This is a genomic window from Rhizobium altiplani (genome assembly GCF_001542405.1).
In the GTDB taxonomy this organism is placed as follows: Bacteria; Pseudomonadota; Alphaproteobacteria; order Rhizobiales; family Rhizobiaceae; genus Rhizobium; species Rhizobium altiplani.
Genome location: NZ_LNCD01000031.1, coordinates 85,226 through 112,186 on the forward strand (window position 1 = coordinate 85,226; position 26,961 = coordinate 112,186).

Below are 26,961 nucleotides of genomic sequence, written 5' to 3' on the forward strand. Positions count from 1 at the left end.
GTCAAGGAGGCGTCAGCACGAGACTTTCATGACAGTACAACATCACGGACACCTGCACGAACGAATGACGATCCTTGGCGACCTCCAAGCCGCCTCGTTCGTCCCGTGGATCCGTCGTCACGCAGCAAAGCTCGGCCTGTCCCAGGCCATATCTCATCAAAGTGTCGACAAGATCGAACTCGAAGTCGCCGGACCGGTAGAATTGATCGACATGATGGAGGTGGGATGCTCGCTCGGGCCGATTGATGTATGGGTGGAAACCATCCTCCGCACGCCGATCGAGAGCGACGCAGAGTAGGCCTTGCAACGCCTTTCAATTTTCCACTGCACGTTATTTGATCAGCGTTGCCAATGCGAAAAAATTATGCAAACGTGCTCACCGTCCGCTACGAGCCGCCCTATCTAAACGGTCGACTTGAAGCAGGCAAAACATTGATAATGCTGAGAAAGTTCCCCCATGTCAGCCGATACGACGGGCTTTTGGTCGCCAGTCGCGCTAACTTCGGATTTGCCGTCAGGGACGGTAATCCCCGCACGCACAAGAGCCGGCTCGATTGCCCTGTGGAGAAGTGATTCAGGACGGGTCGCGGCATCGGCAGACCGCTGTCCCCATCGTGGCATGCGCCTGTCTTATGGCTTTGTACGCGGTGAGGCGCTGTCCTGCATCTATCACGGCTGGAGTTACACGCAGGCGGGAAACTGCCTGCGTATCCCGGCCCACCCTGGCCTTACGCCGCCCGACACGATCCGCGTTGCGACCCATCAGGTAGAGGAAGCCGATGGCGTGATTTGGGTAGCCGTCGGAGAACCCGTGCATCTGCCCCCGAAATTGGAGGGCCTCGTTCCATTGCGCTCGTTGACGATGAATGCCGACATTGCCACCATTGAAGCAGCATCGGGCGCAAAATCAGAGGCGAGCGGCCTTTTAAAGGCAACGCAGCAATCCGAAACGATGTGGCTGCTGCTTTCCGAACAGGAAAAGGGCCATACCCTCGTCCATGTCCTTCTTGAGGGTGAGAACACGGTCCGTGATCGCATCTCAGCATCGCGCGCCGCCGAAAGCCTGCGCAGAAGCGCAGAAGACCTTCAGGCACGGGAGTCTCATGATGCGTAAGGACGCGATGCTCGACGAGTGGTATCCAGTCGGCCTCTTCAGCCAGGTCAAGAAGACTGCCTACAAGACAGCTCTGATGGGCGAACCGATCGAGGTCGCGGTCGGGACTGACGGCAATGCGATCGTGACGACGCCGGCCGGGCGTGTTTTATCGTCACGCGTTCGCTATGGCCACGTCTGGTCATCCATCGGGAATCCTCAAAAGGAGATCTTTTCCATTCCCGAAGCTGACCAACCTGGTCGCCGGTTTGTCGATGTCGGTGTGGTTCGCGTTCGCTGCTCGCCACTTCGCGCAGTCGAGAACTTTCTCGACATCGCTCATTTTCCTTTCGTCCATACTGACATCCTCGGCGCCGAGCCGCACACGGAAGTACAGAACTACAAGGTCGAAATTCGCGACGTCGAGGATGAAGTCTGGGCAACGCAGGTCAAATTCTACCAGCCGCAGGCAGCAAAGTCGGCAAGCGGCGGGATTACGACAGAGTACATGTACCGTGTGCCGGCCCCGACCTGTTCAGTGCTTTATAAAACCTGCCCACCGCGCCCCAGTGAATGGGACGTCATTACTCTTTTCGTCCAGCCGCTGGCCGAGGATCTTTGCGATGTCTGGCCGTGGATGGCGCTGTTTGACGATGAAACATCGATGACCGACCTCATCCATTTCCAGCAGACGATCTTTCTGCAGGACCGCTCGATCCTTGAAAATCAGATCCCGCGTCTTTTGCCACTCGACCCTGGCATGGAAATACCGACGCGCGCCGATCTGACATCGGTAGCCTACCGACGTTGGCTAAAGCGCCACAATTACACCTATGGCGCACAGCTGGTGGCACAATGAGGCTTTACGATTACATCCTCTCGCCCAGTTGCTACAAAGTGCGCCTGATGGCGGCTCTGACCGGGCTGTCACTGGATATCCGGCCGGTCGACTTTCATCCGGGCGGCGAGCATCGCAAAGCCGAACTTCTGGCACTCAACCCGGCTGGCTCCATCCCTATCCTGGAGGACGGGGATCTGCTCCTGACGGAATCGTCAGCAATGCTTGTGTACCTCGCAAGAAAGGCGGCTCCGGAGTGGCTTGGGGACGGAACGGCCGAACAGGCGGCCAGGCTGCAACAGTGGCTTTCCTTTTCTCACCGGCTGACCGCAAATCTTGGCGGCGCGCGCCTCCACGAGATGTTGCTTCGCCCGGGCGATATCGCCCTGTTGCAAGCGCAGGGCGTTGCTGCGCTGCGCGAACTTGAAGCCGGGCTGGTCGAGCAAAATCTTCGGGGCATGCCGTTCCTTGCTTCCGATCGCCCTACGGTCGCAGACATCGCGTGCTTTCCCTACGTGGCGCTCGCGCCTGATGGCGGTGTCTCGCTTGACCCCTACCCTGCGATCCGGCGCTGGTCGCGCGCCATTCGCGCGCTCGATGCCTTCATAGAGATGCCAGGCATACACCGACTCCATGAGTTGAAGCCCGAGCCCCAGATTGGAACGGGCGAGGAGTAATATGACCGGCTATCTTCTGAAGAATTGCGCAGCGGTTATCGTCGATGAGGGCAAGGGCCAGACGACCCGTCGCAACGTTGACGTCCTGACAAACGGTTCCGCCATTCAGGCAATTGGCGACAATCTTGGACAGGACGAACTGCCGACCGGTACCATTGTTCAAGATGCTAGCGGCTGGTTCGTGTATCCCGGGCTCGTCAATACACACCACCACTTCTTTCAATGCTTTGTGCGCAACCGTGCGGATCTCGATTGGACGAAGCTGTCGGTCATCGAGTGGCTTGATCGCATTTATCCGATCTTTTCGCGATTGAACGAGGATTGCTTTTATCACTCTTCAGTCACCGCCATGGCCGAGATGATCAAGCACGGATGCACGACTGCTTTCGATCACCAGTACTGCTTCCCGAGGCATGCCGGCAAAAGATTGATCGACCGCCAGTTCGAGGCGGCCGATCTCCTGGGCATGCGCTTTCATGCCGGCCGCGGTGGCAACACACTTCCGAAATCCGAAGGCTCGACCATTCCCGACGCGATGCTCGAAACGACGGACGAGTTCATTGGCGATTGCGAGCGGCTGATCGACACCTATCACGATGCCCGACCTTTCAGCATGCGCCAGGTGGTGGTCGCCCCATGCCAGCCGGTAAACTGCTACCGTGAAACCTTCGTGGAATCGGTGGCCCTGGCACGTGATCGTGGTGTTCAGATGCACACCCATGTTGGCGAGGGTGAAAGCCCCGTGATCGAGGCCCGACATGGTATGCGCACCGTCGATTACTGTGCAGAGCTGGGTTTTGCGGGGCCTGATGCCTTTTACGCCCATTGCTGGGAACTGACCCACGACGAACTGCGCAAGATGGCTGCGGACGGGACCGGCGTTTCCCATTGCCCGGAGCCCGTCTATCTGGTTGGCGCCGAAGTAACCGATATTCCCGCCATGGCAGCCTTTGGCCTTCGCGTCGGACTGGGCTGCGACGGCGCTGCCTCGAATGACAACTCAAACCTGATGCATTGCATCCACTCCGCCTACATGCTGCAGTGCCTGACCGCATCGACGCGCAACCACCCTGTCCCGCCTCCGGTTGATTTCCTGGGCTATGCGACGGCGGGCGGTGCGGCTCTGCTTGGTCGAAAGGACATAGGCAGGCTGGCGCCCGGCATGGCCGCCGACCTGTTTGCGATCGACACGCGGCGGATGGACTATGTCGGCACACGCCATGATCCGCTGAGCCTGATGGCCAAGGTCGGTGTCGGCATGCCGACGGACCTGACAATGATCAATGGCCGCATTGTATGGCAGAAGGGCGAGTTCATCGGTCTCGATGAAAGCCGGATGTTTGCTGAGGCTGAAGCTGCACTTGCGACTGTCGAACTGTAAAAATCACAAAGAAGGGGAACCAGCATGACAAACATTTCTCGAAGAACCCTGATGCAGGGCGTTGCAGCTGCCGGCCTGGCCGGCGCATTTGGTGGCCGCGCCGCATTTGCGGCCGACGGCCCGCTCGGGATCACGCTCGTCGTACCCTCGCCCATCGGTGACGTTGGCTGGGGTCACGCTCTGGCTGCGGGCCTGGAACCGATAAAGGCAGCATATGGCGACAAGGTGAAAGTGACGGTCGTCGAAAACATTCCCGAAGGTCCGGATGCTGACCGCATCATGAACAAGACGGTCGCCGACGGAAACAAGTTCCTGATCGCAGGCTCCTTTGGCTATCAAAACGGTGCCCTGCAGATTGCTCGCCGCAACCCTGATGTCACCGTGCTGCATGCATCGGGTTTCCAGGTGGCCCCGAACTTCTCGCCGTTTGCGGCCAAGTATTTCCAGGGGACGTATCTGCTTGGCATGGCGGCGGCCGCGCTGTCAAAGACCGGAAAGCTCGGTTCCGTGTCCGCTTTCGCCATCCCGGAACTGATTACCTCGATCAACGCGTTCACGCTCGGTGCTCAGGCTGTGAACCCCAACATCGAAGTTTCGGTCGTCTGGGTAAACTCATGGTTTGATCCGGCTAAGGAACAGGAAGCGGCCAAGGCGCTGATTGCGCAAAAATGCGACGTGATCTTCTCCAATGCGCAGGATACGCCCTCCGTCATCTCCGCATGCGAGGAGGCTGGCGTCTACGCATTCAACCTCAATTCGTCGATGAAGAAATACGCGCCGAAGACATACCTTGGCTGCGTATCCACCGATTGGTCCCCGTTCTTCAAGGCCTCCGTCGACGCTCATCTCGCCGGCACGTTCAAGGGTGCAAACACCTTCTTGGGTGTTGCAGACAAGGTCGTCGAGGTTGTTGACTGGCACCCTTCGATCCCCGCAGACACGATGACCAAGATCAAGGCCGCGGAGGCAAAGATTGCCGACGGAAGTCTCTCACCGTTTACCGGCCCGATCAGCAAGGCCGACGGCAGCGAGGGCGCGGCCGCTGGCAAGACCCTGACCGATGGAGAAATCGTGGCCATGGACTGGCACGTCAAGGGCGTGACCACGCCGCTGCCAAAGTAAGCCATGACCGCCCCGCTCCTGTCGCTTCGCGGCATCTCGAAGAGCTACGGCCAGGTCCATGCCAACCAGGCCGTTGATCTGGACGTGGCCCCGCAGTCGATCCATGCAATTCTCGGCGAAAACGGGGCGGGCAAATCGACGCTGATGAAAATGATCTACGGCGTCGAGCAACCAGACAGCGGGTCGGTCGCCTGGGAAGGCGAACCCTTGGCCCTTGCCTCCCCGGCGGAGGCACGGGCCAAGGGTATCGGCATGGTATTCCAGCATTTTTCGTTGTTTGAGACCCTGACTGTCGTTGAGAATATTCAACTCGTTGTCCCAGGCAAAAAAGCCGATCTCGTCAAACGCGTCCGCGCTCTCGGGCAGGAATTCGGCCTTGAAGTCGATCCGCTCGCCCACGTGCATGCGCTTTCGGTCGGTGAACGGCAGCGAGTGGAGATCATCCGCTGCCTGATGACAAGTCCGAGGTTGCTGATCCTCGACGAACCGACATCTGTTTTGCCGCCACAGCTGGTTGAAAAGCTGTTCGAGACGTTGCGCCGGCTAAGGGACGGCGGTGTATCGATCCTCTTTATCTCGCATAAGCTCGAGGAAATCCGGGCTATCTGTGACAGGGCAACCATTTTGCGTGGCGGCCGCGTCACGGGACATATCGACCCGCGAGAACACGATGCCCATGACCTCGCCCGCATGATGATTGGCCGCGACATGCCTGAGCCCATGGCTGCCGTGCCGCTCTCAGGCGGCGAGAAACGCCTTGAGATCATCGGCCTTCATCATCGGCCGGAAGATCCGTTTGCGGTGCCGCTTTCTGATATTGCGCTGACGGTGCGTTCTGGCGAGATCCTCGGGATCGCGGGCATTTCCGGCAACGGGCAGAGCGAGCTTGCCTCGCTGATCTCAGGCGAGATCGTCCTCCCGAGAGACCAGCGCGACCGGATCTACATGATGGGACGTGATGTGGGAAGGCTCGACGCAGCTCACCGACGCCAGCTTGGATTTGCATTCGTTCCGGAGGACCGGCTGGGACGGGGAGCAATTCCTGAAATGTCACTCGTACTCAACGGGCTATTGACCGCCCACCCTTTGAACCTTCTTCGTCACGGCCTGATAGACAGGACAAGGGCGTCTGCGTTTACCGAGGATTGCATCCGTCAGTATGATGTGCGCACGCCTGGCCCCGACGCCGAAGCCGGCGCACTTTCGGGCGGCAATCTTCAGAAGTTCATCGTTGGCCGTGAGATCATGTTGGCGCCGAAGCTGCTCTTTGTCGCGCAGCCCACATGGGGTGTGGATGTTGGCGCGGCGTCCGCTATTCGCGCCCGTCTTGTCGCGTTGCGCAACGAAGGCATGGCCATTCTCGTCATTTCAGAAGAACTTGAGGAACTTTTCGAGCTCTGCGATTTCATCCAGGTATTGCACCACGGCGCATTGAGCCCGCCGCTTGTCACGAAGGAAACGCGACCCGAGGAAATCGGCCGCTACATGATTGGCGCGCAAGACGCTTCAAAGAAAGTCATTGCATGAATGCCTTGTCTGCCGCCTTTCTGCCTACGCTTGTCCGCCGAGAACGCGCTTCGTTTTCTGCGACGTTGGCAGCGCCATTCCTGGCGCTGGCGGTAGCGACCATTTTGAATGTCGCACTCTACATGGCGATGGGCCGCAACCCGGTCGATGTCGTCTATGCAATGCTGCTTGAGCCGTTTCTGTCGTGGGCATCGTTTTCGGAAGTTCTTTTGAAAGCAGGGCCGCTATTGCTCATAGCCCAGGGTCTCGCGATCGGCTTCCGAGCCAAGGTGTTCAACATCGGTGCTGAAGGCCAGTTCATTCTCGGCGCCATTTTTGCCTCTGCAATTCCCGTGTGGTTTCCTCAGGCAACTGGCCAGTGGATTTGGCCCCTGATGCTTGTCCTTGGGACAGTCGGTGGCGCCCTCTGGGCGTCACTCACGGCGTTCTGGCGCGTCAGGCTGAATGCAAACGAAATCCTTGTTTCACTAATGCTGAGCCTGGTTGCGTCACAGCTTTTGAATTACCTGCTGCTCGGCCCCTGGAAGGATCCGAACGGTTTCAACTTCCCGCAATCGGTCATGTTCCAGTACGATGCGATGGTGCCGCTCTTGATTTCGGGTACGCGGGTCAACGTCTCCTTGATCATTACAATCGTGCTGTCCTTGGCTGCCTGGATATTCATGCAGCGGAGCTTTGCCGGCTACAAACTACAGGTTGGAGGCCTGGCGCCACGGGCTGCAGCCTATGCCGGCTTCAAGGAAGGCTGGGCAATCTGGCTCTCGCTCCTGATCGGTGGATGTGCCGCAGGTCTTGCCGGAGCCGCTGAGGTCGCCGGGCCTCTTGGACAGTTGCAGCGGTCAATCTCCACCGGCTACGGCTACGCGGCCATCATCGTCGCCTATCTGGGTGGTCTGCACCCAATCGGCATCATCGCCTCATCATTGTTCATGGCGGCTCTCTACATTGGCGGCGACAATGCCATGGTATCAGCAAACCTGCCCATCGCGGCGGTCCGGGTTTTCCAGGGAAGTCTCCTTCTCGCTTACCTGGTTGCAATCGCCTTCGTCCGGTACCGTCTTGAGTGGCGTCGGATCGCCCACCGGAGCCAATCATGAATGCCATCGAGTTCATTCTTGCGGGCATGCTCGCAGCCGCAACCCCTTTTCTTCTTGCGGCACTTGGCGAGCTGGTCGTTGAGCGCGCAGGGGTCTTGAACCTTGGCGTGGAGGGTCTGATGGCCTTTGGCGCAGCCTTGGCCTTCATCATCGTCTATCACGGCGGCGGGCACTTTGCGGGGTTTGTCATCGCGGGGCTTGGCAGCGCCGCCCTTTCCCTGGTCTTTGCGCTGATTGCCCTTGGCTTCAGGGCCAACCAGGTGGCAACGGGCCTTGCGATCGGCATCCTTGGCCAGGGTCTGTCTGCTCTGTTTGGCAAGTCCTACGAGAGCCTCACGGTCAAGGGCCTGCCCAAACTTTCCCTTCCGTTTCTGTCCGACATCCCGATCGTCGGTGGGATCTTTGTTCAAGACGTTGTCGTCTGGCTGTCGCTCGCCGCAACGATCGGCATCTGGGCCTTTTTTGCCTTTTCGAAGGTTGGGCTCGTCGTGCGGGCAGTGGGTGAAAACCCCAAGGCTGCTCACGCCATAGGCTATCACGTGATTGCTGTTCGCGTGATTGCTGTAGCCTTCGGCGGCGCGATGGCAGGCTTTGCGGGCGCCTATGCTTCGGTGGTCTACACGCCGCTTTGGGCAGACGGGATGATCGCTGGTCGAGGTTGGATTGCCATTGCGCTCGTTGTCTTCGGCACGTGGCTGACTGGCCGCATCTTTCTCGGAGCGTGCCTGTTTGGCGCCGTTTCCCTGATGGGCCTGGCCGCACAGGCGACAGGGTTGAACGTGCCCTCGCAACTTCTTGCAAGCCTGCCCTACCTCGTTACCATCATCGTGCTCGGCATCATTTCGGCAGATCGTCGCCTGTTGAAGCTGAATGGGGTCGCCTCGCTCGGCGAGCCCTTCGAACGCTGAGCGTTGCAAATAGCTGCATCGAGCACGATCGAAGCTGGTGGGGGACGCGAGATTATGAGGCCTTCGCCGCCGTCTAACCCGATCGCACCTGCCAAGAGTGTCGATGTTCTCAGGGCCATAAGCATCAAAGCGAGATCCCCTATGCGTAGTCTCGATCTGGCCAGCGGTCATGCCAGGAGAGGCTGACTAAACGCCTCGCAGCAACATCTCCATCCCGAGAAGCGCAAGGGCGATCAAAAAGCAGCGCTTGAACGTCGCCGGACTAACCGCCTTCCTCATGTACTGGCCGGCCCACATACCGATCAGAGCTGGAAGAACAGCCAGACTCGACAGCGCTACTCCATCGAGCTGAAATGCATCTTGCAGAGCAAGCCCAACGGCGAGCGCGATGGTCGAAATCGTGAAGGATAGTCCGAGCGCCTGAACGAGAGCATCCCGTTCAAAGCCAAGTGCCTGCACATACGGTACGGCCGGAATGACGAACACGCCGGTTGCGCCTGCGATGAGGCCTGTCGCCAACCCAATCATGGGCGAGAGCCAACACTCGTGTGTTTGGTCAATATGGTAGGGTTTGGCTGACAGCGTGTAGATCGCATATGCCGTAAGCGCGAGGCCGAGGAAGACGGTGCTCAGGCGGGTTTCGCCACCTGTCAGCACAGACGTACTGGCGAGTGTGCCGACAAAAACTCCGGCCAGCATCGGCCAAAGCCGACGCACGACTGCGACAAGGTTCGGGCCTGCGATGAGTTGCCAGACATTCGTTGTGAACGAGGGGATGATGAGCAGCGATGCCGCTGTAACGGGCGACAACAATCCGCCCAGAATACCCATGGCGACCGTCGGAAGGCCCATCCCTGTGATACCCTTTACGATACCGGCGACAAAAAATGTAGCTGCGACAGCGAGCAGCAATGAGATCGAGACATCATTCATGTCTTCTCATTACGACTTCTGACATCCTCCACAATGCGGCAGTTCCGTTTCCAGCCTTCGCCTGGACCGAAGGCAACGAGGAGTGTAACCTTCGAGGATGCGCTTCGACTTTACCGATCTTCGCCTCTTTCTTGCTGTTGCTGACGCTGGCAGCATCACCCACGGATCGGCGGAGGTGAACCTTTCGCTTGCTGCGGCGAGTGAGCGCCTGCGGGAAATGGAGGCAACCGGAGGCGTACGCCTGCTCGAACGAGGTCGTCGGGGCGTGACATTGACAGAAGCGGGTGAGGCGCTTTCGCACCACGCTCGTGAGATTCTAAATCAAGTGACGCTCATGCGTGGGGAAATGGGACGCTTCGCACAAGGCATACGCGCGCGTATTCGTGTCATCGCAAATACTGCGGCCATCATTGAGGTTCTTCCAATCCGTCTATCGTCGTGGCTTGCTTCGCATCCGCAAGTCGATATTGATCTGCGGGAGCGCCAAAGCCATGAAATCGCCCGAAGCGTCTCTGCAGGTTTCGCCGATATCGGCGTATTGTCGGATGCGGCTGCCCACCAAGGTTTAGTCCTTAAACCTTTCGCAGTGAGCAAACTCGTCGTGGTCTCAGCAAAGACACATTGGCTCGCGTCTGAAAAGGAAATCCCGTTCGCCCGGCTCGCCGAGCAATACTTTATAGGCCTGGAGGGCGGCGCATTGCAGGACCATCTCGACGCTCAAGCCGAGAGGCTGGGCATAGTGCTCCGATATCGGATCCGCCTGCGCAGGTTTGAATCCATATGTGCAGCAGCAAGCAACGGCGTCGGGGTCGCTATCGTGCCGGACACGGTGGCGCGGCAGTGCAAGCGGGCTTATAACTTCGGGATAACGCCTTTAACCGACGCATGGGCGCGGCGAAATCTTTCCGTTTGCGTGGCCTCTGGATTCGATCCCACTCCAGTTGCACGAGAGCTGTTCGACCACTTGGCAAATGCGTGACCTGATGCCAGCATTTGCCGACGCACGACAGGCGAAACTCCAGCAGTAGGGCAAAGAGCTTTTTCGCGGGGAACGCCTTTGAAGCGGGGCTTATTGTTGACCTATACGACTTCTGCGCTAGTTTAACTCGTGCACCTGTTTTGGTGCGTCCTCTTAATTCCACCTAAACGACCCCGCCAATTCGCGGGGTTTCTTTTTCGCCTTCGACGCAGGGACCCGTACATTTGCAGGGTAAGGAATCCACGGTTCGCTCTGCTATCCCGGAAAAGAAGTAAGGAACACACCCATCCCTGTCACCACTCAGCGAGCGGACGGCATGTAATATTCTTCACCAGGCTCGGTTTTGCCGGGACGAGCCGCACCGACCCTGGTCCGTTATTCAATAATCGCCGAAGCGCCGAAGCATCGTCTGAAGCTGCAGATTTTCCTGGCGAAGACGTTTTGCCAAAAGTTGTTTCAGCCGCCTGTTCTCCTCCTCCAGGTCAGCGAGATCGTCGAATTGCGTTTCGCTCTTCGCAAGGCGCGTGGCGAGATTGCTAGCCTGCGAAACGCGATTTTTCTGGCGGGCGGCGCGTTGTTTGGGAGGAGGCGCACTTTGTTTTGGCGAAGTGACCTCAGGTTCCATTACCTCCGCCTTGAAATCCGAGCTGACTGTTACGCTGTCCTTTTGCTCAACCGTTGGAGTCTCGAAAGCGGCGACCGGAACCTGGATCGTTTGGTCGGTGCGACTTTCGCTCGGCACATGAATTGATCGCACTGGAACCGGGGTCGACTCGATTTGGCTTTCTTGGACGGCAGGTATCGAAACAGTGCTCGGCTCGAAAAGATTCGGTGTCTGCGAGGCCGTTTCACGGACGGCAGCCTCGAGATCCGTGCCGGCCCAAATGGAAGCCGCTTGTGTTTTCGATCGACGCCGCGCTGACTTGAACTCGACGACAAATTTCCGTTGCTGTGTTTTCATGGTTTCCCAAACTGTGCGAGCGACGCAATTCAGCTTGCGTCGAATCTCTTGAGCATCTCTCTAAGCTGAGCATTCTGCTGGCGCAACTTTTCAGCCAGTCGCGTCCTCAACTGCCCTATTTCGTCATCGAGTTCCCTCAACGGGTCAATGGGCGTTTCCTGGGGCGGCGAAATTGATCTCGCTCTTTGACCCTCCCCTGATACCACGGTCTTTCCGACAACTCCATCCGGGCGGTTTTCTTTGACATGGCGCATGCGTCGCGCGTTGCTTTTGCGTGCGTGTTGCCCACCGGAGCCGGCTTCCCCAAACGATTCCTGAGCCCTCGCGCCCGGCGGAGGGACCTGAGCATTGCTCCGTTCTTCATCCCCGACAAACTCGACTGGCAGCCCCGATGATGGAGGATCAATGTCGCTTCTGGCCGCGTCCGGGCCCACGAGCGTGTCGTCGTTTCCTGGTGCCAGATCCTGCGCATCCGGTACCTTTGGCGATGCGGGAAAATGCTCTTCCTCGACTTCAACCGCCTTTGCGTTGGCCTCGTCACCGGGTGAAGATACGCCTTCCGTTAGCGATTGGCGCGACGTGAGTTTTGACAGGAATTTCCAAGGAGATTTCATCGTGCTTCAATCTGGAACAAGCTGCACCGCGGGGTTGCAGCAGCTTATTATTGGTCGGGCCCGGAGCCGGGCCCGACCAAATCAGTCTTGACAACGTTCGTCGCCACATCATGTCACGCTGGGTTAGCGCAACTGATCGAGTTTTTTTGAACTCTCAGTTAAGACCAAGCCGTTTGCGAAGGTCAGCATTTTCCGCGCGTAGCTTTTCAGCAAGTGTCTTGCGCAACCGGCTGTTCTCTTCTTCGAGTTGGATCAGATCTGCCATATCGTCCAGTGCCGAGACAGAAGCTTGGGCTGTCTTGGTCACTTGCTTTTGCGCTCCAGGTCTCCGGCCTTGCTTGACCGCGCCCTTCGCTTTCGCCGTGGCGGTCGTCGCTGAAGCAGCTGGCTTTGGCTCGCTCGCTGGCTCTTCCACCTTCTTGCGGCGACCTCGCGGCGATTTTACGACCGGCGCTGGCGCTACGTCGGCAGCGGCCTTCTGACGTCGTGGTCCCCGTGTTTTCTTCGGCGCCGGCGCTTCCGCCGAAGCAGTCGCTTCTGCGCCCTCAGTTATCGACGCGGTATTATTTTCGTCAGCCATGGTTTTCTCCCTCACTAGCTGGGGATTCTTTTCAACTGCGCTGGGGACAGAGTCAACATAAGGCCAATCCGCGGGATTGTGATTTTTACGCGCTTCATTCAATTCAGTTCCTTGCACGACACCCCCTATTCTGGTGGCTTGCTCAAGCCATGAGCGGTAAGCCAAGGCAGACGCAAGGGATATGGGAGCAAACCTGTGGGCCATCGGCCGCGATGCACGAGAAACTAAATGTTGGCTGCGTTGATGGCTACTGAAAGGGCAACGGGCGGCTTCTCTCCTGCCGATGCCCGGTCAACCGCGACGCACATCACTGACCGGGCCGCCGTCGTGAGGGCTGAATAAAGCTGGTGGGATCCTGCAACGTCCCACCAGCGCTACGAGCAAAAAACTCTCTTCGAATCAAGCCTAGTTTCTTGCGAGAAGAACAACGTTCTCGTTCGACAAGGTTACAGTCACAGGAGCGCCATTGATCCGAATGGTAACCTCTCCCTTTTCGTCGTCCACGGCAGTAATCTCACCAAACAGACTGACACGGTCTTTTATGGTGAAACTCCTGCTAGATGTGTCGGAACGCCACATCGAGTCGTCCCAATATAAGTCGAGTTCCGATATGCCAACGCTCGTGAGAAAGCTGGTCTTCAGGTTTTGCTCCAGCCACTCTGCCGAACAGCCAAGCGCGGTCGCGGCCGCGTTGACGTCAGAATAGTCGTTCTCCCCGCCCTCGCCCCAAGTGACCTTGACGGACTCACCGCGCTCTGGATTTCGATAGATCCGAACGTTCTTCTGTCTCATGGTTCGACCTCCTGTTGGCTGTGACTTAGCGTTGATGTGCGAGTTTTCTTCCGCGCTGATTGCGTTTTTGATTATCCTGGCTCAAAGATTGCGGATTGGCGATATATTGTAAAGGCACTCTCGCGAGCTAGCCGCTACTCGCCTCACTTGCAGGGGGCGCGCAGAACAATCGTGGGACCGGCGGGTCGAACGCAGCGCTATTAGGCAGCTGTGAAAAGCAGCCCCCCAGGGAAGGCACTTTACGCTGGCGCAAATGAAAAACGCGACCATCTGAAAGATGCAAATCGAAGTCCGCTGGACGATAGCGCCGTCCATAACCAGACGCGCGCCCACGGGTCCTTGACGATACAATCCAGCACTCTCTTCCGATCGACGTGCGTCTCGCCGGCCAACAGGATCGCGACGCCAGCTGCGTGTTCATGCAGTTCCGCTGATGGCATCGTATGGCGTCTCCATAGGTGAGGCACGGATTCTTACAGGCTCTATAGCCCTATTAAAGTCAGCTTGAGCGCCCTCGCCCGACCGCATGCAAGTGGGGTCATGTTACAGCTGTCTCATCCCTTTACAGGATAGTATTGGTCGATAACGCAGTCAGCAACGATGTCGCCGACGCGTGGCCGCCTAGCGGCGGACTCGCCGCGCGAGAGCCTTCACTCGATCGGAAAGAGCGTGGGTTACAGCAACGACCGTGCGGGCTGTTTGACCAGTACCGTTTTAAGTAGGTCTGGGGGCCCAACGATATTGCCGATCCAGAAGCGAGCGAAGGGAAGCCGTTTGGGGCGGGGGCTTCCCTTCTTGTGCTTCCCAGCCGCTCAGCGATCAGGACAAACTAGAGATAGTCGCCATGGGAGATGCACGCTAGTTGGACCAAAGTCCGAGCACGTCGGTCCAAAGTCCAAAGTACTGGCGTCACGTTTGCCCATTGCCGATTTGGCGAGCGTGAGGGAGGAAATGAAAACCGCTGCGCGCGACGACATGGTCAAAATCGCTCGATCGTTGGCAAGGACACGCAACCAGGCAATGGCGATTGCGGCCCGCCTGTTTAAGGCTGCAGGCAAGGCTTGCCGCGCGGCATTGACCTTTGTCAAAAACCCATGGCTCTAGCCACAATCCAGGTGGGAACCCCGGCCGTTACGGCTGATGCCAGCAATATTGAGACTATCTTGATCGCATAAGCCCGAGCATCATGCCGTTCGTATCTCATTGACCTGCCCTCCAATCCCCGCTTGCGCATTGAACTATGGGCGTGAAGGATCAGTCGAGTCACGATTCTTCAACGTCGTTAATAGTAGGCGTCGCGCGGCCCCGGTCACGGCAGATTGTCACCTCGGCGCGGCGGTTCCGAGTAGGCGTTGGTGTCGACCTTAACGGCGCGGTCAGCGAGACCTGCCAAGCAGCTCTCGGATCTGAGGAAATGGAGGCTTGGCATTCTAGAACGTCGCGCGATAGCGGATCGCTGAGAGAAAGTCGGCGCCCAAGGGGTCTTCTGAGCTGTCACCGTATCGAGTGAGGCCGCTTGTGACGAAGCGGTGCAAATCAGCCAACGGCAGTCATCATGCTCTTCAAAGCGCAAGAGCTCTGCCGAAAAGTGCGATGCTCAAAGGGCTATTCCGCCCATTCCGCATCGGCCGTGAACGCAATGGTGAGCCAGCGGTTGGTGCTTTCATCGCCGATCGCATTCCCTATTTCGTCGCGCAGCGCATCCCAATCCTCCACCGTTTTCGGCGGAAGGCCCTTGGGAACGATGAAGTAGAGTTCGATCTGTGTCGCCCGACCGACACGAGCAACGTAGGCGCGATATGAAAGGAAGTGGAGGCGACGCACGGTCTCGGAAGCGACGTTGTCCACATGGTTCTTAAGGTCGACCGGCGCGATGAGAAGGATCTCGGTCAGTGCCTTCCAGATTGTACCGATTGGAAGCGGAATCATCACCAGGCAAACCAATGCGAGGACGACCGGGTCAACGTAGCTGGCGATCCACGCGACAGGGGTCGGCTGAACAGCGAGACCGATGACAAACGCGATCAGCAGGGCAAGGGCAATACCTCCCGACATGATCCAAGCCTTGACGTCGAGGGAAATGAAGTCCGACTTCAGGCGGCGGTTCAACCTGGCACCAATAACGGCCATGACAGCACAGACGAGTACGGTCGCCGCCGTGTAGATGATCGCCACGCCGTAATGCAGTTCGTGCCCGCCATTGAGGATGCTGATGATCGCGTTAATCAGCGCGTAAACCGCAACGGTCATCAGCAGGCTGCCGTTAAGCATCAAGACGATTGGCTCCAGATGCCAGAAGCCCATTGTAAAGCGGTTACGAACTCTTCCAGACAACGCGTCGGTTTGCGCTGACTTCACGATCAGGCTCGACACCCAAAGCGCAAGGCCGGTCATCGCCGCGTCGCCCAGCGAATAGACGCCGTCAAAGGCGATGGAGAACGAGCCCGACAAAATGCCAAAGGCCACTCCAAGAGCGGCGACAATCACCGTTGCCGCGATAGAGATGCGTAGAAACTGCTGCTCGTTCAACATTCACGTATCTCCACAAAACCAATCCAACTAGCGTTATGGCATCGCTGAGACGACAATCTCACAAATGACGTTGGAAAGCTTCAATTGGCGGTCTTGAATGGATACGAACCACCGGCACGATCATTCACTAGCTAAGCCCCTGATCCATTGACTATTATGTGGGATAACGCACTAACAAGATCACCGCGAAATGCAGCGATTTCACTGAAATGCCCACTTTCACTAATCAGTGAAATGGCGGCGTCCGCTGAAATTGATTGCTATTTTCACTAAGATGGTATATTTCACTGTATAATGAAACAGTACGAACAAGTGAAAGAGACCAAAAATGAGATTGCCGACGTTTTGCGTCAGCAACTGGAGCGAATTCCGTCGCTCGCAATCGAGGCCATCGATAAGGAACGGGATCTACGGACCAGCCCCAATACGCCGATGCAGCGCCCCGATATCATCGCCCATGTAAAAATGGCGGACCGTTCCATCACGGTCATCTGCGAGGTGAAAGAGCCGGCATACCCGCGACAGGTCCGAGGCGCGATTGATCAACTCTATGCCTATTTGGCACGATATCGACTGCACGAGAATGCCGATGTTGTTGTCCCCATCGTCGCAGCCTCGTGGCTATCTCCGGAGTCTCGCGCGATCTGCGCGGAAGCCGGAACGGGCTGGCTCGACCTTGCGGGCAACTGCCGGATAGCCTTCGACGGCGTCTATATCGAGCGGGAAACAGCAGATAAACCGAAGCCGGCAGCGCGCAACTATCGCGCTGTGTTCTCGCCGAAGGCGGGACACGTCCTGCGCGCCCTTTTGCGCGATCCTAGTCGGGCCTGGAAAGTCAGTGATCTAGCCGAGGCCTCGGCGGTAAGCATCGGCCATGTGAGCAATATGCGATCGGCACTTCGTGACAGGGAGTGGGCAAAGGTCGATGAAGACGGCCTTCGGCTCATCGATCCTGACGCGTTGCTGGATGCGTGGCGCGACTCCTACGAGCCGGTCCGCGGCAAGCGATCATCTTGGTACAGCATTCTCCACGGGCGCCAGTGGGAGGAAAGGCTTCGCGAAGTGTTGAATCGGCCCGATATGACAGGACATGCCATGCTTGGCGGTCTTTCCGCCGCGCAGTGGCTCGCTCCTTATCTGCGTGGCAACATGACGACGCTTTATGCGGACCCGGCGGTTATGCCGGAACTGATCGACGCGCTCAAGCTGAAGCCATCGAACAGCGGCGCCAATGTCGAAGTCATCGAACCGGACGATCCGACCATTTTGAAGGAGCGGGTCGAGGTTTCCGGGGCGCCACCAGTCTCTTCACCGATCCTTACTTATCTTGACATTTCACGTCTCGATGACCGTGGGCGCGAGGCCGCTGAACATCTGCGAGAAAAGTTGCTCAAATGGCATTAGCACCTGATCCACAATCCGCTGCCGACTACACTGACCGCGTCAGCAACGCGGTCAAATCCGCGCTCATGGAGATTGGACAGATCTTGGGAAGCTTCGAGGGCAAATTCGCCGTTGTCGGCGGAGCGGTGCCGTGGCTGCTTCTGGAAGCCGACGACATGGAACATGTCGGCACGATCGACATTGATTTAACGCTGGACGCCGAGGCGCTTGGCGACGGCGAGTATGTCCGGCTGGTCGAAGCCCTCATGGGACATGGTTATGCGCAGAGCGCGGAGCACCGGCGGTTCCAGCTGGTCCGTACGATTGACGTGGCCGACGGAGGACCTCCCGTCGACGTCATCGTCGACTTTCTGATGCCGCGCGACGCTGAGATCGAGAAGAACATCCCCCCTCTCCTATCGGAATTTGCGGTACAGCGTGCATCCGGTGCGGAGCTCGCCGTGCGCTTTCATCAACTCACGGCGATAGAAGGCGAGATGCCGGGCGGTGGGCATAACCGGGTGCAGATCGCCGTTGCATCAATCCCAGCGCTGCTCGCCATGAAAGGTCATGCACTGATGCGCCGCCATAAGCGCAAGGACGCCTATGACGTCTATTATTGCATCCGCAATTACGACGGCGGTCCCGAGGCGCTTGCAGAGGCATGTCGTCCACTACTCGAAATAGACGACGCACATCAGGGCTATCTGGGGATCGCAGAAAAATTCGCAAAAGAGGATATGATCGGACCAGTATGGGTGCGGCAATTCATCGAGGGAACGACCCATATTAGCGAGCGCACGCCGGAGCAGTGGCAAACTGATGCCTTTGGTCAGGTGCATGCTTGGATGACGGCTCTCGGGATGGTTAAATGATGGTTGTCCAGTTGTAGCGGGATTGACCAGTTAGCGAAATCTTGCTTCTTCCCTTGAGTTTGGCGACGGGCAACCTCGCGCCGCATTGGATATGTTGAAGGCAATGGAACCGGCGCCTCCGAGGGCTACGGCATCTCGGAGATCGCCTTCGGTATGTCTTTCGCCACCTCCCCATAGCAGGCAGCGAAATTGCGTTCAGAGCGGCAGAGTTGGCAGAGAGCACACACAGCAATGAGGCCTTCTGGACGCGACACAACTTTGGCTACCATGATGCAACCACAACCTATCCATTTATGACAGGTCATGGAGCGCGGCAGCCGAGCGCTGCGTCCATGCGAACGATGCCGTGTTAGCCGCGATTCTTTGATCCCACGGCTAGACAACCCTAGATATAGAATCTAGTATTATGGCGGGAGGTCAAACGCTTTCGAGGTCCGTTATGGATACTACAAGTGCGCTTGATGAAACCACTCCCGAAATCTCCGATGCCTACCTGCAATCACTTTTCTCCGCTATGGAGCGCGACGGGTATTGCTGCATACCGGATTTCCTGGCGCCCTCCAGTTTGATGACGATGCAGGAGTTCGTTGCATCATCCGTGCGCGACTCCCGGAACGAATATGTGGCTTTCAAAGGCAGCGAAGCCGTCAAGGGTTCCGGACTTGATCAACTGGCCAAATCCACGCGCTTTCAGTCTATCTTTTCGAGGCTTTATGTGGCGAGCCGCAACAAGCCGGCTCCTGCTGTCGAATTCTATCAATTGCTTAGATGCCTGACCGGCAAGGGAATGATGCAACATTCTCTCAACTTCCACTACGACTCCTACCTCGTCACAGCGTTGCTTCCCATTGTCATACCCACCGTCGGCCTTGCCGGCGATCTCCTCCTCCTCCCGAATACCAGACCCGTCCGGGAAACCTATGCAGGAAATCTCGTCGATAAGATAATGGTCGACAAGATTCGGCAACGGTCACTGAGAACCCGAGCTGCGAAGGATCCATCGTCATTCACGAGGATCAAAATGGTTCCCGGAAATCTCTACCTGTTTTGGGGCTACCGAAGTATCCACGCAAACGAACCATGCGATCCCGGCACCGTGCGCGCGACGGCTCTTTACCATTATTTCGATCCCCACGCCCATAGCAGGTTGAAGGCGCAGCTCAGGCATTGACGCAATATGGCAACGAGGTTGTGGCTTGCCATCATGCGTTAAGGCCGGCGTTTCCTCCGCCTCGTGACCGGATTTCAAGAAGACGAACGATTTGGTTTTTTCCGGCCGCAAATCAACCGCGGCCGAGGAGGCCAAGGACCTCACCACGATTGAAACGCCAGCTCGAAAGGGAAGAGCTTGCTGACGCAGGGCTGCTCCTGCACAAAGCTTCGTTCGAAAACCCCGAACAGACCATTCCAGGGCTCAGCTGGCGATCGTTCGTATCGCTCGTTTGCAGACAGGGCTCCGATCAAAACCCGATCGAGATTTCCAGTGCCGATACGATCGGTATCGAATTATGCTCAGGCGTAACCTCGTACCATCCCGCGAATGGTTGCGGATATCGCTCAACACAGCCTCGATGGAGTTCCAACAACACCTATGAGGCGTTTCGCGCTTCGATTACAGTCATCGCCGCATCCTCAGGCTCGGCACGCAGCGCCAATCGCATCGATAGTTCGTCTCCACGATGAGGATCGTAATCGCGTCCAACTTTCCCATTTGATACCTTAAAGCAGCATTAGGGTTTTAGGGGCTTGATTTGTTTAACCGACGATCAGCCCTCACCTCCTTCAGCCGACGGGCATCTTGCGGGAGGCACATGCCTGCGCGAGTCGCTGGTACTGGGCTTTGACATCCTCATCGGTGGCAAGACGATATGAGACGCGCTTGACTTCGACCAGAACACTTCTCGCACTTGAGATTTCAACGGAGGAGGACGTGGCCGAGCTCAATACTGAGGCAGCAAAGAGCGCCATTTCATCAACGCTTTTGTTGGTTTCCGGGTCACTGCTATCCATAATGTTCTCCTTCATGACCGTAGGGATTGAATTTGGAGGTCTTCGGTCTCCCCATGTGACGGCTCTCTGGTCCACCAGCCTGCAAATGACAATGACCGGTCCTGCGCCTTCAGGCGAACGTTCAAGGCCGCCTTACGCGTAGACCCTGAAATAATCGACGCGCATGTAGGTGAATTTGTCGGCGTCCTGCAAAGGCTGCGGAAACCGGACGTCGGTCCTCAATGCAAGCGTCAAGAGTGGCCAGAACACATCGAGTTCCTCGTCCAGTCGTGCGGAACGCGTGATTGGCCAATCAGCTGGCTTTCCCGTCTTCGTGTCGGTGACGGGCTTTCGATTGAAGTACGGGACGCATCGCGTGTCATCGACGAGCATGCCGTAACGACAATAACTTGCCGTCATATCGACGGGCGTCTCAACGCCGGTGCTTTGCCCGCCCTCATCCGGCCCGCCCCATTCATGAAGGTAGGTCCCGTACACGGTGGGCTCCCAACCCTTATGCTCCACTATATCAAGCTCGATGCTTGTCTTTGGTTCCAGGATGCTGCGGCCGTTCAACATCCAGAATGCCGGCCAGCTCAATGGATGGCGCGGAAAGAGCATGCGCGTCTCGAAATATCCCTTGCGCCATCCCTTGAGGACGACCCCGTCCTTTCTCGCTGTTTGTAGGTTCCCGGAAATCCACTGGAATTCGGGCAAGCTGTTGCCGTAGTAGTTTGGCACGTTCATTGGCCGTCCGATATATCGTGCGGATATCTGCAGCGCCCTGCCGTCTTCTGCCGCCGCGTCGTCGACGATGGCATAAGGATTGAAGCCCTCCGCGCCATCTTTGGTGGCAAATGCCGATCGACCATAGAAGCCGTTTGCAGCTGTCGTCGCCTTCGGACCGGCGTCCCAGACAGACCAGTCGATTGAATTGAACCTATCCTCGAAGACGATCTCCCTGCCCATTGTCGGATCATCACCAGAAGCGGTTGCGGCAGTGCCATCATCGCAGTGGAAGGCAAGCCATGCACAAGAGGCCTGTAGAAATCCGCGTCGCGAGAGGAAAGACTCCATTCAAATTCTCCGTATCGACGTTTGACGTTAAGCAAACGCCCTGGCGGCGGACCGAAGAGCCTGCGCGTGAATTTCCACGACGCGCTCGGGGCTGTACCTGTCGATAAAAGTTTTTCGAAATTCGGAGTGCGATTTTTCGGTTGAAAGGTTGTCGCAGAAGTATGCCATCGCCTCGACGAGGGCCGGGCCGCCGCTTGCAGGTACGAGGCGACCGAGGCGGGGGTCTACCAGGATATCACTTGGTCCGAATTCGCAGTCCGTCGAGACAACCGGCAAACCGAACCTCAACGCTTCACAGATCGCAAGCGACCACCCTTCCCATCGGGAAGTCGAGACATAAACATCGCTCGTGGCAAGCGCCGGCTGGGGGCTGGTGGGATGGTGCTCGATACTGACGGATCCGTCTAGCGCGAGCCTTGAGATCTCGGAACGCAGGTTCGACTCGCCAGCACCGTATCCGACGATCCTCAGTCTAACGTTCGGTCGGATCTTGACGAGTTGGGAGAATGCCTGAAGCAGAATGTCCTGACCTTTTTGGAAGGCAAACCGGCCGACATTGACGAATGTGACGACACCTGTGGCTTCCGCGGAAGACGTCGTTTCAGAAAGATCAAAGGCGCGCACAGGGTTGGGCACCCACACCTGCGGGATTTTGCTGTTGAACATCTCCTTGAAGGATTCCAGCTGCCTGGGCGAGGTGCCGAAAACGTGAGACACTCTCGACAGGAAATAGAACCGCATCAGGAGGAAGAGAATCTTCGCTTTGAGATGGTCGGCCTCGCGCTTCGGATTTCCATGCAAATGGACGGCAAATCGACGGTTCAAGCCAATACAAGCCGCCATGCAGATGACTGTCGGCTCGATCTGAGGGACGACGACCAGATTGTAGTCCTTCGACTTGATGACGTTTCGGAAAATACGCATCAAGTCCAGGCGCCCATGCGCGACGCGGTCGATGACGTTGTAACCACGAGTCTCCGTCGGCCGGTTCCTGTGAACCGAGGTGTAAAGCACGTCAACCTCGAAATCTTCCGAAAAACGGTCAGCGAGCATCGTGCAGACCGCATCGACGACCCGCTCTATTCCGGCAAAAGAACTTGTTCCCGGCTGAATGTAGAGGACCTTCAGGCGACGCCGGAACTGATCGCGAACTGGCAGGCCGACTTGCATTTCCATTCGTCCTCCGGACCAAAAGGCAAGAGAGCTCAATGTGCCGGCACACGCGCACCGGACACCTAATAGACAAGCATTTCATCAACTGCAGATCGCATCGACTGCGATCATGCTACGTCGAGCGAAGCCCTGGTAGCGCCTACAACATCACCATAGACAACGTCTACGACGCCACGGTAAATGCCGATGGCAATAATACTTACTTCGCTCCGACATACTTCGGGACGCCTGAAGACACAGCCGTTTTGGCCACCTATATTGCATCGCCCAAGGTTATTTCTATGGACGTCTTGCACTGCACTTGGTATGCTGCTTTGCAACATAAGCTGAGTAGAGAAGGTTTGCAAGATGATAAAAGTCCGTCCGCTTCTCAGCATCATAATCACTTGTTACAACTACGAAATGTACATTTCTGAATGTATCCGGAGTGTTCTTTCGCAAGACTATGACAATCTCGAAATTATAGTGATCGACGATGGATCGACCGACCAATCCTGGGAAAAAATCCAGGAATTCGGGGAGAAGATTATTGCGGTGCGCACAGCCAATCGCGGATCCCTGAAAACATGCCTAAAGGGCCTGTCGCTGTCGCGAGGCGATTTCATCTACTTCCTTGATGCTGACGATGTACTTGCTGAAGGCGCGCTCGCCGAGATAACTTCCTATCTGCGGCCAGACGTTTCCAAGATCCAGTTCATGCTCTTGCCAATCGACAAGGAGGGCAGGCCAATCGGCAATGCATTTCCCTCGCTTCAGCCTACCGCCGATTCTGAACCCCTTATCCAATCCATTCGAAAAAAAGGCTACTACGACACACCGCCGACGTCCGGAAACATTTATCGGAGGGATGTCTATGACGGTCTGGGGGACATGACCTATGAGCGTGCTATCGACGGGGTCTCTTACCTGCTTGCCCCCTTCGTCGGAAGGGTCGTTTCGATCGACAAGGCACTCGGCAAATATAGGATTCACAACGCCAACCTGTCAGCTTTCTCTGACATTAGTTCAACACGAATGAAGACCTATGTGGACCGGTTCATGGGTCGCCTCCATCATCTTGCCGAACTTGTACAGTCTCGATGTGCCGGGACCGACAGGGTCGAGGTTCGCACTGACTACGCATATGTGATGGAGCTCAATACTATGAGCACCGTCGTTGACGGCAAGAGGCCGAGCATCGGCCAGATTTCAGCTTACATCGGCGCGGTGATGCGCGAGAACATGGGCACGAAGCGAGTTGCTCTTTGTCTGTTTGGCCTTGCGCTTTTCCTACTTCCGAATGCCACGGCACGGCAATTGGCCGCCATCCGGATTGATCCGTCGCGGTCCCGCCAGATGCGGTCCCGATTGAAACGAGCCTTTTCAAGCTAACGGTGCAAACCGGGCATCATGTGGCCAAGGCAGTTACCTTGTCGCGTGGCATCGCCGATGAATAGACCTCCAGGGTTTCCCTGGCGACGCGCTCTATCGTCAGGTGTTCAATCCGAAGCTGGCTTTTTCGTTGCCAGTCGGCAATCCGCTCCGGCGCTTCCAATAGGTGGCCAAGCATCTTGGCGAGGGCGGCTGGGTCGCGGGGTGGGACTAAAAGCCCGGCCTCACCGTTCTCAAGAAGTTGGGGTATTCCATCGACAGAAGAACCAATGACTGCACAGCCCGCCTCGCGCGCCTCCGACAGCACGAGCGGCGCTGGGTCGGCATGGGACGGTAGGACGAAAATGTCTGCACCCAACATATATGGATACGGGTCGGTGGTTGGGCCGACAAAGGTGATTGCCGATGCACTCCGGAGCGCGGCTACCCTCGCCTTGTATTCCTCGCGATGCGGGCCGTCCCCAACAATATAGAGGTGCGCGCTCGGAAAGGACGTATGGACAATATCGAAGGCATCAAAAAGATCGGTGAGGCCCTTGCGTGGATGAAGCCCACCAACAAACAGGATACTTGGGGAGCAAAGCGTCTTTGGCTGTTCACTGCGTCCTTCGGATCGACTTGATCCGATCGTGCCATTCAGCACCACTTTCAGTTTGGACTCCGGGACACCGCGTCGTCGCATGGATGCGCCAACGACATCGCTAACGGCGATCACGCGTGTTCCCAAGCCCATCAGCGTTGCGCTCTTTTCGAATTCGTTATGAACTGTCGTAATAAGCGGAATACGTCGTAATCTGCAGATTGCGAAGGCGATCACCGCGCTGGTCATCATATGCGCGTGAACGACGTCGATGTCGTATTGTCTGATGTAGCCATTCAGGCGAGAAAGCGCCCTCAGCAAGCTTGGTATTTTTCTTTGGTGACCGACAGCAAGGGTTTGTATGCCGTTTGCCCTCAGTAGCGCGTCGAAGTCTCCTCCTTCGCTTGCCACATAGACCTGATGGCCGAGATGAACTTGTGCGCAGGCAAGATCAACCGCCGCATGGACGTGCCCGTTTAAGCGTCGAGTGTGATTGAGGATATGTAGAATGCGCATCGAGGACCTCTCGTCATCTGATGTTTCACCGTCCATTCGGTATGCGACTAAGCATCTCACGGTCTCAAGGATTGGTGATCGCAGCCTCGACATCTATGGCGGAGACCCGGGCGGTCGGTTGGTAGTTGAATCCGCCCTGGCGCCCGATTGATTCGATGCCGAAGCCTTTCAATCGCTTGATCGCCTGGGCCGCGGTCTGGGCAGCACCTTTGCTGTAGATCGGATAAGCGTTCGTCAGGACGTGGCTCCCCTCGAGTTTCAGGTCACCTCGAAACAACCCATTTGCGCAGGCATGATGGCGAAAGTCAGCTTCTGCCTGTTCGGCCGACGTGACGGTGCCGGCAATGACCTCCACTGCAAAATACTCACGTTCGCCAACGCGCCCGTAGAAGTCCGAATATACGGTCAAACGCTTCCACGACCCTTCGTGCGAGAAGTTATAGATGATCGCTTGGGGAAAGCCTCGCTCACCGGCAAAGCTGAAGTACAGCGTTATGAGGGTAATGGTTTTCAGTGCGGACGTTTGTCCGTTGCCGCATATCCGTTCGGCAACATTGATCGGCACCGTGGAAACAACCCTGGTCCCGCCCAAGCTGCTGTCGTCAAGCAACAGCTCATAACCGCAATCGCTCTTGTGGAGCTGCCGCATTTCGGCCGACAGCTTGAAGACAACGCCACAGTCTTCTAGCCTGGACACAGCTGCACCATAGAGCGCAGCAAAACCTTCCCTGGGACGTGCCATCTGGCGATTCGTCGGTCCGCTCGCTCGCTTGCGCTTCAGTAAACGGCGCGAAAGATTGACGAGCGAGGCATATTCGGCGATCCAAAGCATGCGCTTGCGGGCCAGATCGAGATCGATCTCCTCTGGTTTGATGCCGTAGAAGCGCCGCATGTAGGTTTCAAGCCCCGACCGGTGCAGGAGATAGCCGCCGATCCAATAACGCGCAAAGTCTCTCGCATTCACCATCCGGCGATAGAATATGCGCGCATAGAGGACCGAGGCGAATATCCGGATTAGGCCGATTGGACCCGCGCCAAAAATGTCGTCGCGTATGGAAATCGGGTAGACGGTGATCTTTCCCTGCGGGTTTAGCCTCCCCCAGGTCGGCCTGATCGGGACATAATGCTCAAGAAGCTCTGGGAAGTGTCGCAGCAGAGGGGAATCGTCCTGGAAAATCAGGCTTCCGACGTCGAACGTGTAGCCTTCGTTCGAAGACCAGTCCATGTGGTTTCCGCCGACGTGGTCATACTCGTCGACGACGACGACACGATTCCCTTGAGCCGACAAAATCGATGCTGCAACGAGGCCGGAAATGCCGGCGCCGAGCACGATGACATCAAATTGCTGCACTGCGGGCATGAGTGAGGAATGATGGCTTACGTCATCCATTAAGCGCCCCCGAACTGTCTTGCCAGTAGAACGATACAGTATAGTGCAATTGAAAAAGAGTCGATATCTCAAGCACAACGTCTCAAAAACAATAAGCACCTGAGTAGTTTTGGCAACGCTTTTGCACTGCAAAATAAAATATAACTTTTCACTTGATGTACATCAAATAATGCGGCAGACTTTTTGCGGTTGCGAATTCAAAGAAACAGCCTTGCTGCAGTGCATCCACTGCAACAAAACTGTCTAAGGCAGGCAGGGCTGATCGACGGCAAAGGGTTATCCAGTGCTGCGGCAAAGCCTCGCCCATCTCCTTCATGGTCCATTGGACGGCATAGATCTCATCTCGACAGACGTGTTCGACACTTTGCTGCTGCGCCGGCCGCGATCGCAAAGATCGCGCGTGATGCAGGCCGAGCAGCGCTTTGCGCGTTTGTTGCGGGATGAGGGAATTCTGATCAGTTCGGAACATCTGTTTCGAACCCGGCAATTGGCTGAGCGGTTCGCCTATCGCGCGCTCAACGTTGGCGGTGGTGCTGGCGAAGTCCGGCTTGTTGACATCATCCAGCGCCAACT

Annotated in this window: 24 protein-coding genes; 14 read left to right on the forward strand and 10 right to left on the reverse strand. The window is 57.0% G+C overall.

Going from position 1 to position 26,961, the window contains the following annotated elements; translation table 11 throughout:
- Positions 1-28 precede the first annotated feature (28 nt).
- The 9 genes from AS026_RS05465 (at position 29) to AS026_RS05505 (ending at position 8,643) form a co-directional block, all read left to right on the forward strand.
- Positions 29-298: an acylphosphatase gene (locus tag AS026_RS05465; protein ID WP_062368865.1), complete on the forward strand. Its 270-nt coding sequence runs from the start codon at positions 29-31 to the stop codon at positions 296-298.
- A gap of 159 nt (positions 299-457) precedes the next feature.
- Positions 458-1,114, forward strand: coding sequence for a Rieske (2Fe-2S) protein (locus tag AS026_RS05470; protein ID WP_082728447.1), 657 nt, complete (start codon positions 458-460; stop codon positions 1,112-1,114).
- On the forward strand, positions 1,107-1,952 hold the full coding sequence (locus AS026_RS05475) for an aromatic ring-hydroxylating oxygenase subunit alpha (protein ID WP_062368867.1): 846 nt from the start codon (positions 1,107-1,109) through the stop codon (positions 1,950-1,952). Before AS026_RS05470 ends, AS026_RS05475 begins: the two co-directional genes overlap by 8 nt.
- Positions 1,949-2,608, forward strand: a complete 660-nt coding sequence (locus tag AS026_RS05480) for a glutathione S-transferase family protein (RefSeq protein WP_062368868.1) — start codon at positions 1,949-1,951, stop codon at positions 2,606-2,608. The genes AS026_RS05475 and AS026_RS05480 overlap by 4 nt, the downstream gene beginning before the upstream one ends.
- 1 nt (position 2,609) lies before the next feature.
- Positions 2,610-3,989: an amidohydrolase gene (locus AS026_RS05485; protein WP_062368869.1), complete on the forward strand. Its 1,380-nt coding sequence runs from the start codon at positions 2,610-2,612 to the stop codon at positions 3,987-3,989.
- A 24-nt stretch (positions 3,990-4,013) separates the two neighbouring features.
- Positions 4,014-5,111: a BMP family ABC transporter substrate-binding protein gene (locus AS026_RS05490; protein WP_029867520.1), complete on the forward strand. Its 1,098-nt coding sequence runs from the start codon at positions 4,014-4,016 to the stop codon at positions 5,109-5,111.
- Between the two features lie 3 nt (positions 5,112-5,114).
- Positions 5,115-6,638, forward strand: coding sequence for an ABC transporter ATP-binding protein (locus AS026_RS05495; RefSeq protein WP_062368870.1), 1,524 nt, complete (start codon positions 5,115-5,117; stop codon positions 6,636-6,638).
- A complete protein-coding gene (locus AS026_RS05500; protein WP_062368871.1) occupies positions 6,635-7,735 on the forward strand; it encodes an ABC transporter permease in 1,101 nt (366 codons plus the stop codon). The genes AS026_RS05495 and AS026_RS05500 overlap by 4 nt, the downstream gene beginning before the upstream one ends.
- Positions 7,732-8,643: an ABC transporter permease gene (locus tag AS026_RS05505; protein WP_062368872.1), complete on the forward strand. Its 912-nt coding sequence runs from the start codon at positions 7,732-7,734 to the stop codon at positions 8,641-8,643. The genes AS026_RS05500 and AS026_RS05505 overlap by 4 nt, the downstream gene beginning before the upstream one ends.
- Before the next feature lie 186 nt (positions 8,644-8,829).
- On the opposite strand, the gene AS026_RS05510 is transcribed toward AS026_RS05505, so the two are convergent.
- Complete coding sequence (locus AS026_RS05510; RefSeq protein ID WP_062368873.1) at positions 8,830-9,576, reverse strand: sulfite exporter TauE/SafE family protein; 747 nt, start codon at positions 9,574-9,576, stop codon at positions 8,830-8,832.
- Between the two features lie 97 nt (positions 9,577-9,673).
- Here AS026_RS05510 and AS026_RS05515 point away from each other — a divergent pair, with 97 nt between their 5' ends.
- Positions 9,674-10,555, forward strand: coding sequence for a LysR family transcriptional regulator (locus tag AS026_RS05515; RefSeq protein WP_062368874.1), 882 nt, complete (start codon positions 9,674-9,676; stop codon positions 10,553-10,555).
- Positions 10,556-12,284: 1,729 nt separating this feature from the next.
- Here AS026_RS05515 and AS026_RS05530 read toward each other — a convergent pair.
- The 3 genes from AS026_RS05530 to AS026_RS05545 form a co-directional block, all read right to left on the reverse strand.
- Positions 12,285-12,827: a SyrB-like regulator gene (locus AS026_RS05530; RefSeq protein ID WP_342587549.1), complete on the reverse strand. Its 543-nt coding sequence runs from the start codon at positions 12,825-12,827 to the stop codon at positions 12,285-12,287.
- A 288-nt stretch (positions 12,828-13,115) separates the two neighbouring features.
- Positions 13,116-13,502 (reverse strand): hypothetical protein, encoded by a 387-nt coding sequence (locus AS026_RS05535; RefSeq protein ID WP_062368878.1) that lies wholly within the window; start codon positions 13,500-13,502, stop codon positions 13,116-13,118.
- 1,605 nt (positions 13,503-15,107) lie between these two features.
- Entirely contained in the window at positions 15,108-16,034 is a 927-nt protein-coding gene (locus AS026_RS05545) for a cation diffusion facilitator family transporter (protein WP_062368880.1), read from the reverse strand.
- Between the two features lie 312 nt (positions 16,035-16,346).
- Between AS026_RS05545 and AS026_RS05550 the strand changes: the two genes are divergently transcribed.
- The 3 genes from AS026_RS05550 (at position 16,347) to AS026_RS05560 (ending at position 19,463) form a co-directional block, all read left to right on the forward strand.
- On the forward strand, positions 16,347-17,438 hold the full coding sequence (locus AS026_RS05550; protein ID WP_062368881.1) for a type IV toxin-antitoxin system AbiEi family antitoxin: 1,092 nt from the start codon (positions 16,347-16,349) through the stop codon (positions 17,436-17,438).
- Between the two features lie 83 nt (positions 17,439-17,521).
- Entirely contained in the window at positions 17,522-18,292 is a 771-nt protein-coding gene (locus AS026_RS05555; RefSeq protein WP_245307340.1) for a nucleotidyl transferase AbiEii/AbiGii toxin family protein, read from the forward strand.
- 406 nt (positions 18,293-18,698) lie between these two features.
- Complete coding sequence (locus tag AS026_RS05560; RefSeq protein ID WP_245307342.1) at positions 18,699-19,463, forward strand: hypothetical protein; 765 nt, start codon at positions 18,699-18,701, stop codon at positions 19,461-19,463.
- Between the two features lie 611 nt (positions 19,464-20,074).
- On the opposite strand, the gene AS026_RS05565 is transcribed toward AS026_RS05560, so the two are convergent.
- The 3 genes from AS026_RS05565 to AS026_RS05575 all read right to left on the reverse strand — a co-directional run bounded on the left by AS026_RS05565 (position 20,075) and on the right by AS026_RS05575 (position 22,534).
- A complete protein-coding gene (locus AS026_RS05565) occupies positions 20,075-20,302 on the reverse strand; it encodes a hypothetical protein (RefSeq protein WP_062368884.1) in 228 nt (75 codons plus the stop codon).
- Positions 20,303-20,434: 132 nt separating this feature from the next.
- On the reverse strand, positions 20,435-21,358 hold the full coding sequence (locus AS026_RS05570; protein WP_062368885.1) for a glycoside hydrolase family 16 protein: 924 nt from the start codon (positions 21,356-21,358) through the stop codon (positions 20,435-20,437).
- 27 nt (positions 21,359-21,385) lie between these two features.
- Positions 21,386-22,534: a glycosyltransferase gene (locus AS026_RS05575; RefSeq protein WP_062368886.1), complete on the reverse strand. Its 1,149-nt coding sequence runs from the start codon at positions 22,532-22,534 to the stop codon at positions 21,386-21,388.
- Between the two features lie 345 nt (positions 22,535-22,879).
- Between AS026_RS05575 and AS026_RS05580 the strand changes: the two genes are divergently transcribed.
- On the forward strand, positions 22,880-23,902 hold the full coding sequence (locus AS026_RS05580; RefSeq protein ID WP_062368887.1) for a glycosyltransferase family 2 protein: 1,023 nt from the start codon (positions 22,880-22,882) through the stop codon (positions 23,900-23,902).
- 16 nt (positions 23,903-23,918) lie between these two features.
- Here AS026_RS05580 and AS026_RS05585 read toward each other — a convergent pair whose 3' ends face one another.
- The 3 genes from AS026_RS05585 to AS026_RS43085 all read right to left on the reverse strand — a co-directional run bounded on the left by AS026_RS05585 (position 23,919) and on the right by AS026_RS43085 (position 26,959).
- A complete protein-coding gene (locus tag AS026_RS05585; protein WP_062368913.1) occupies positions 23,919-24,998 on the reverse strand; it encodes a glycosyltransferase family 4 protein in 1,080 nt (359 codons plus the stop codon).
- A 64-nt stretch (positions 24,999-25,062) separates the two neighbouring features.
- Positions 25,063-26,388: an NAD(P)-binding protein gene (locus tag AS026_RS05590; protein WP_062368888.1), complete on the reverse strand. Its 1,326-nt coding sequence runs from the start codon at positions 26,386-26,388 to the stop codon at positions 25,063-25,065.
- Between the two features lie 148 nt (positions 26,389-26,536).
- Entirely contained in the window at positions 26,537-26,959 is a 423-nt protein-coding gene (locus AS026_RS43085; protein ID WP_245307344.1) for a hypothetical protein, read from the reverse strand.
- Between the last annotated feature and the right edge of the window lie 2 nt (positions 26,960-26,961).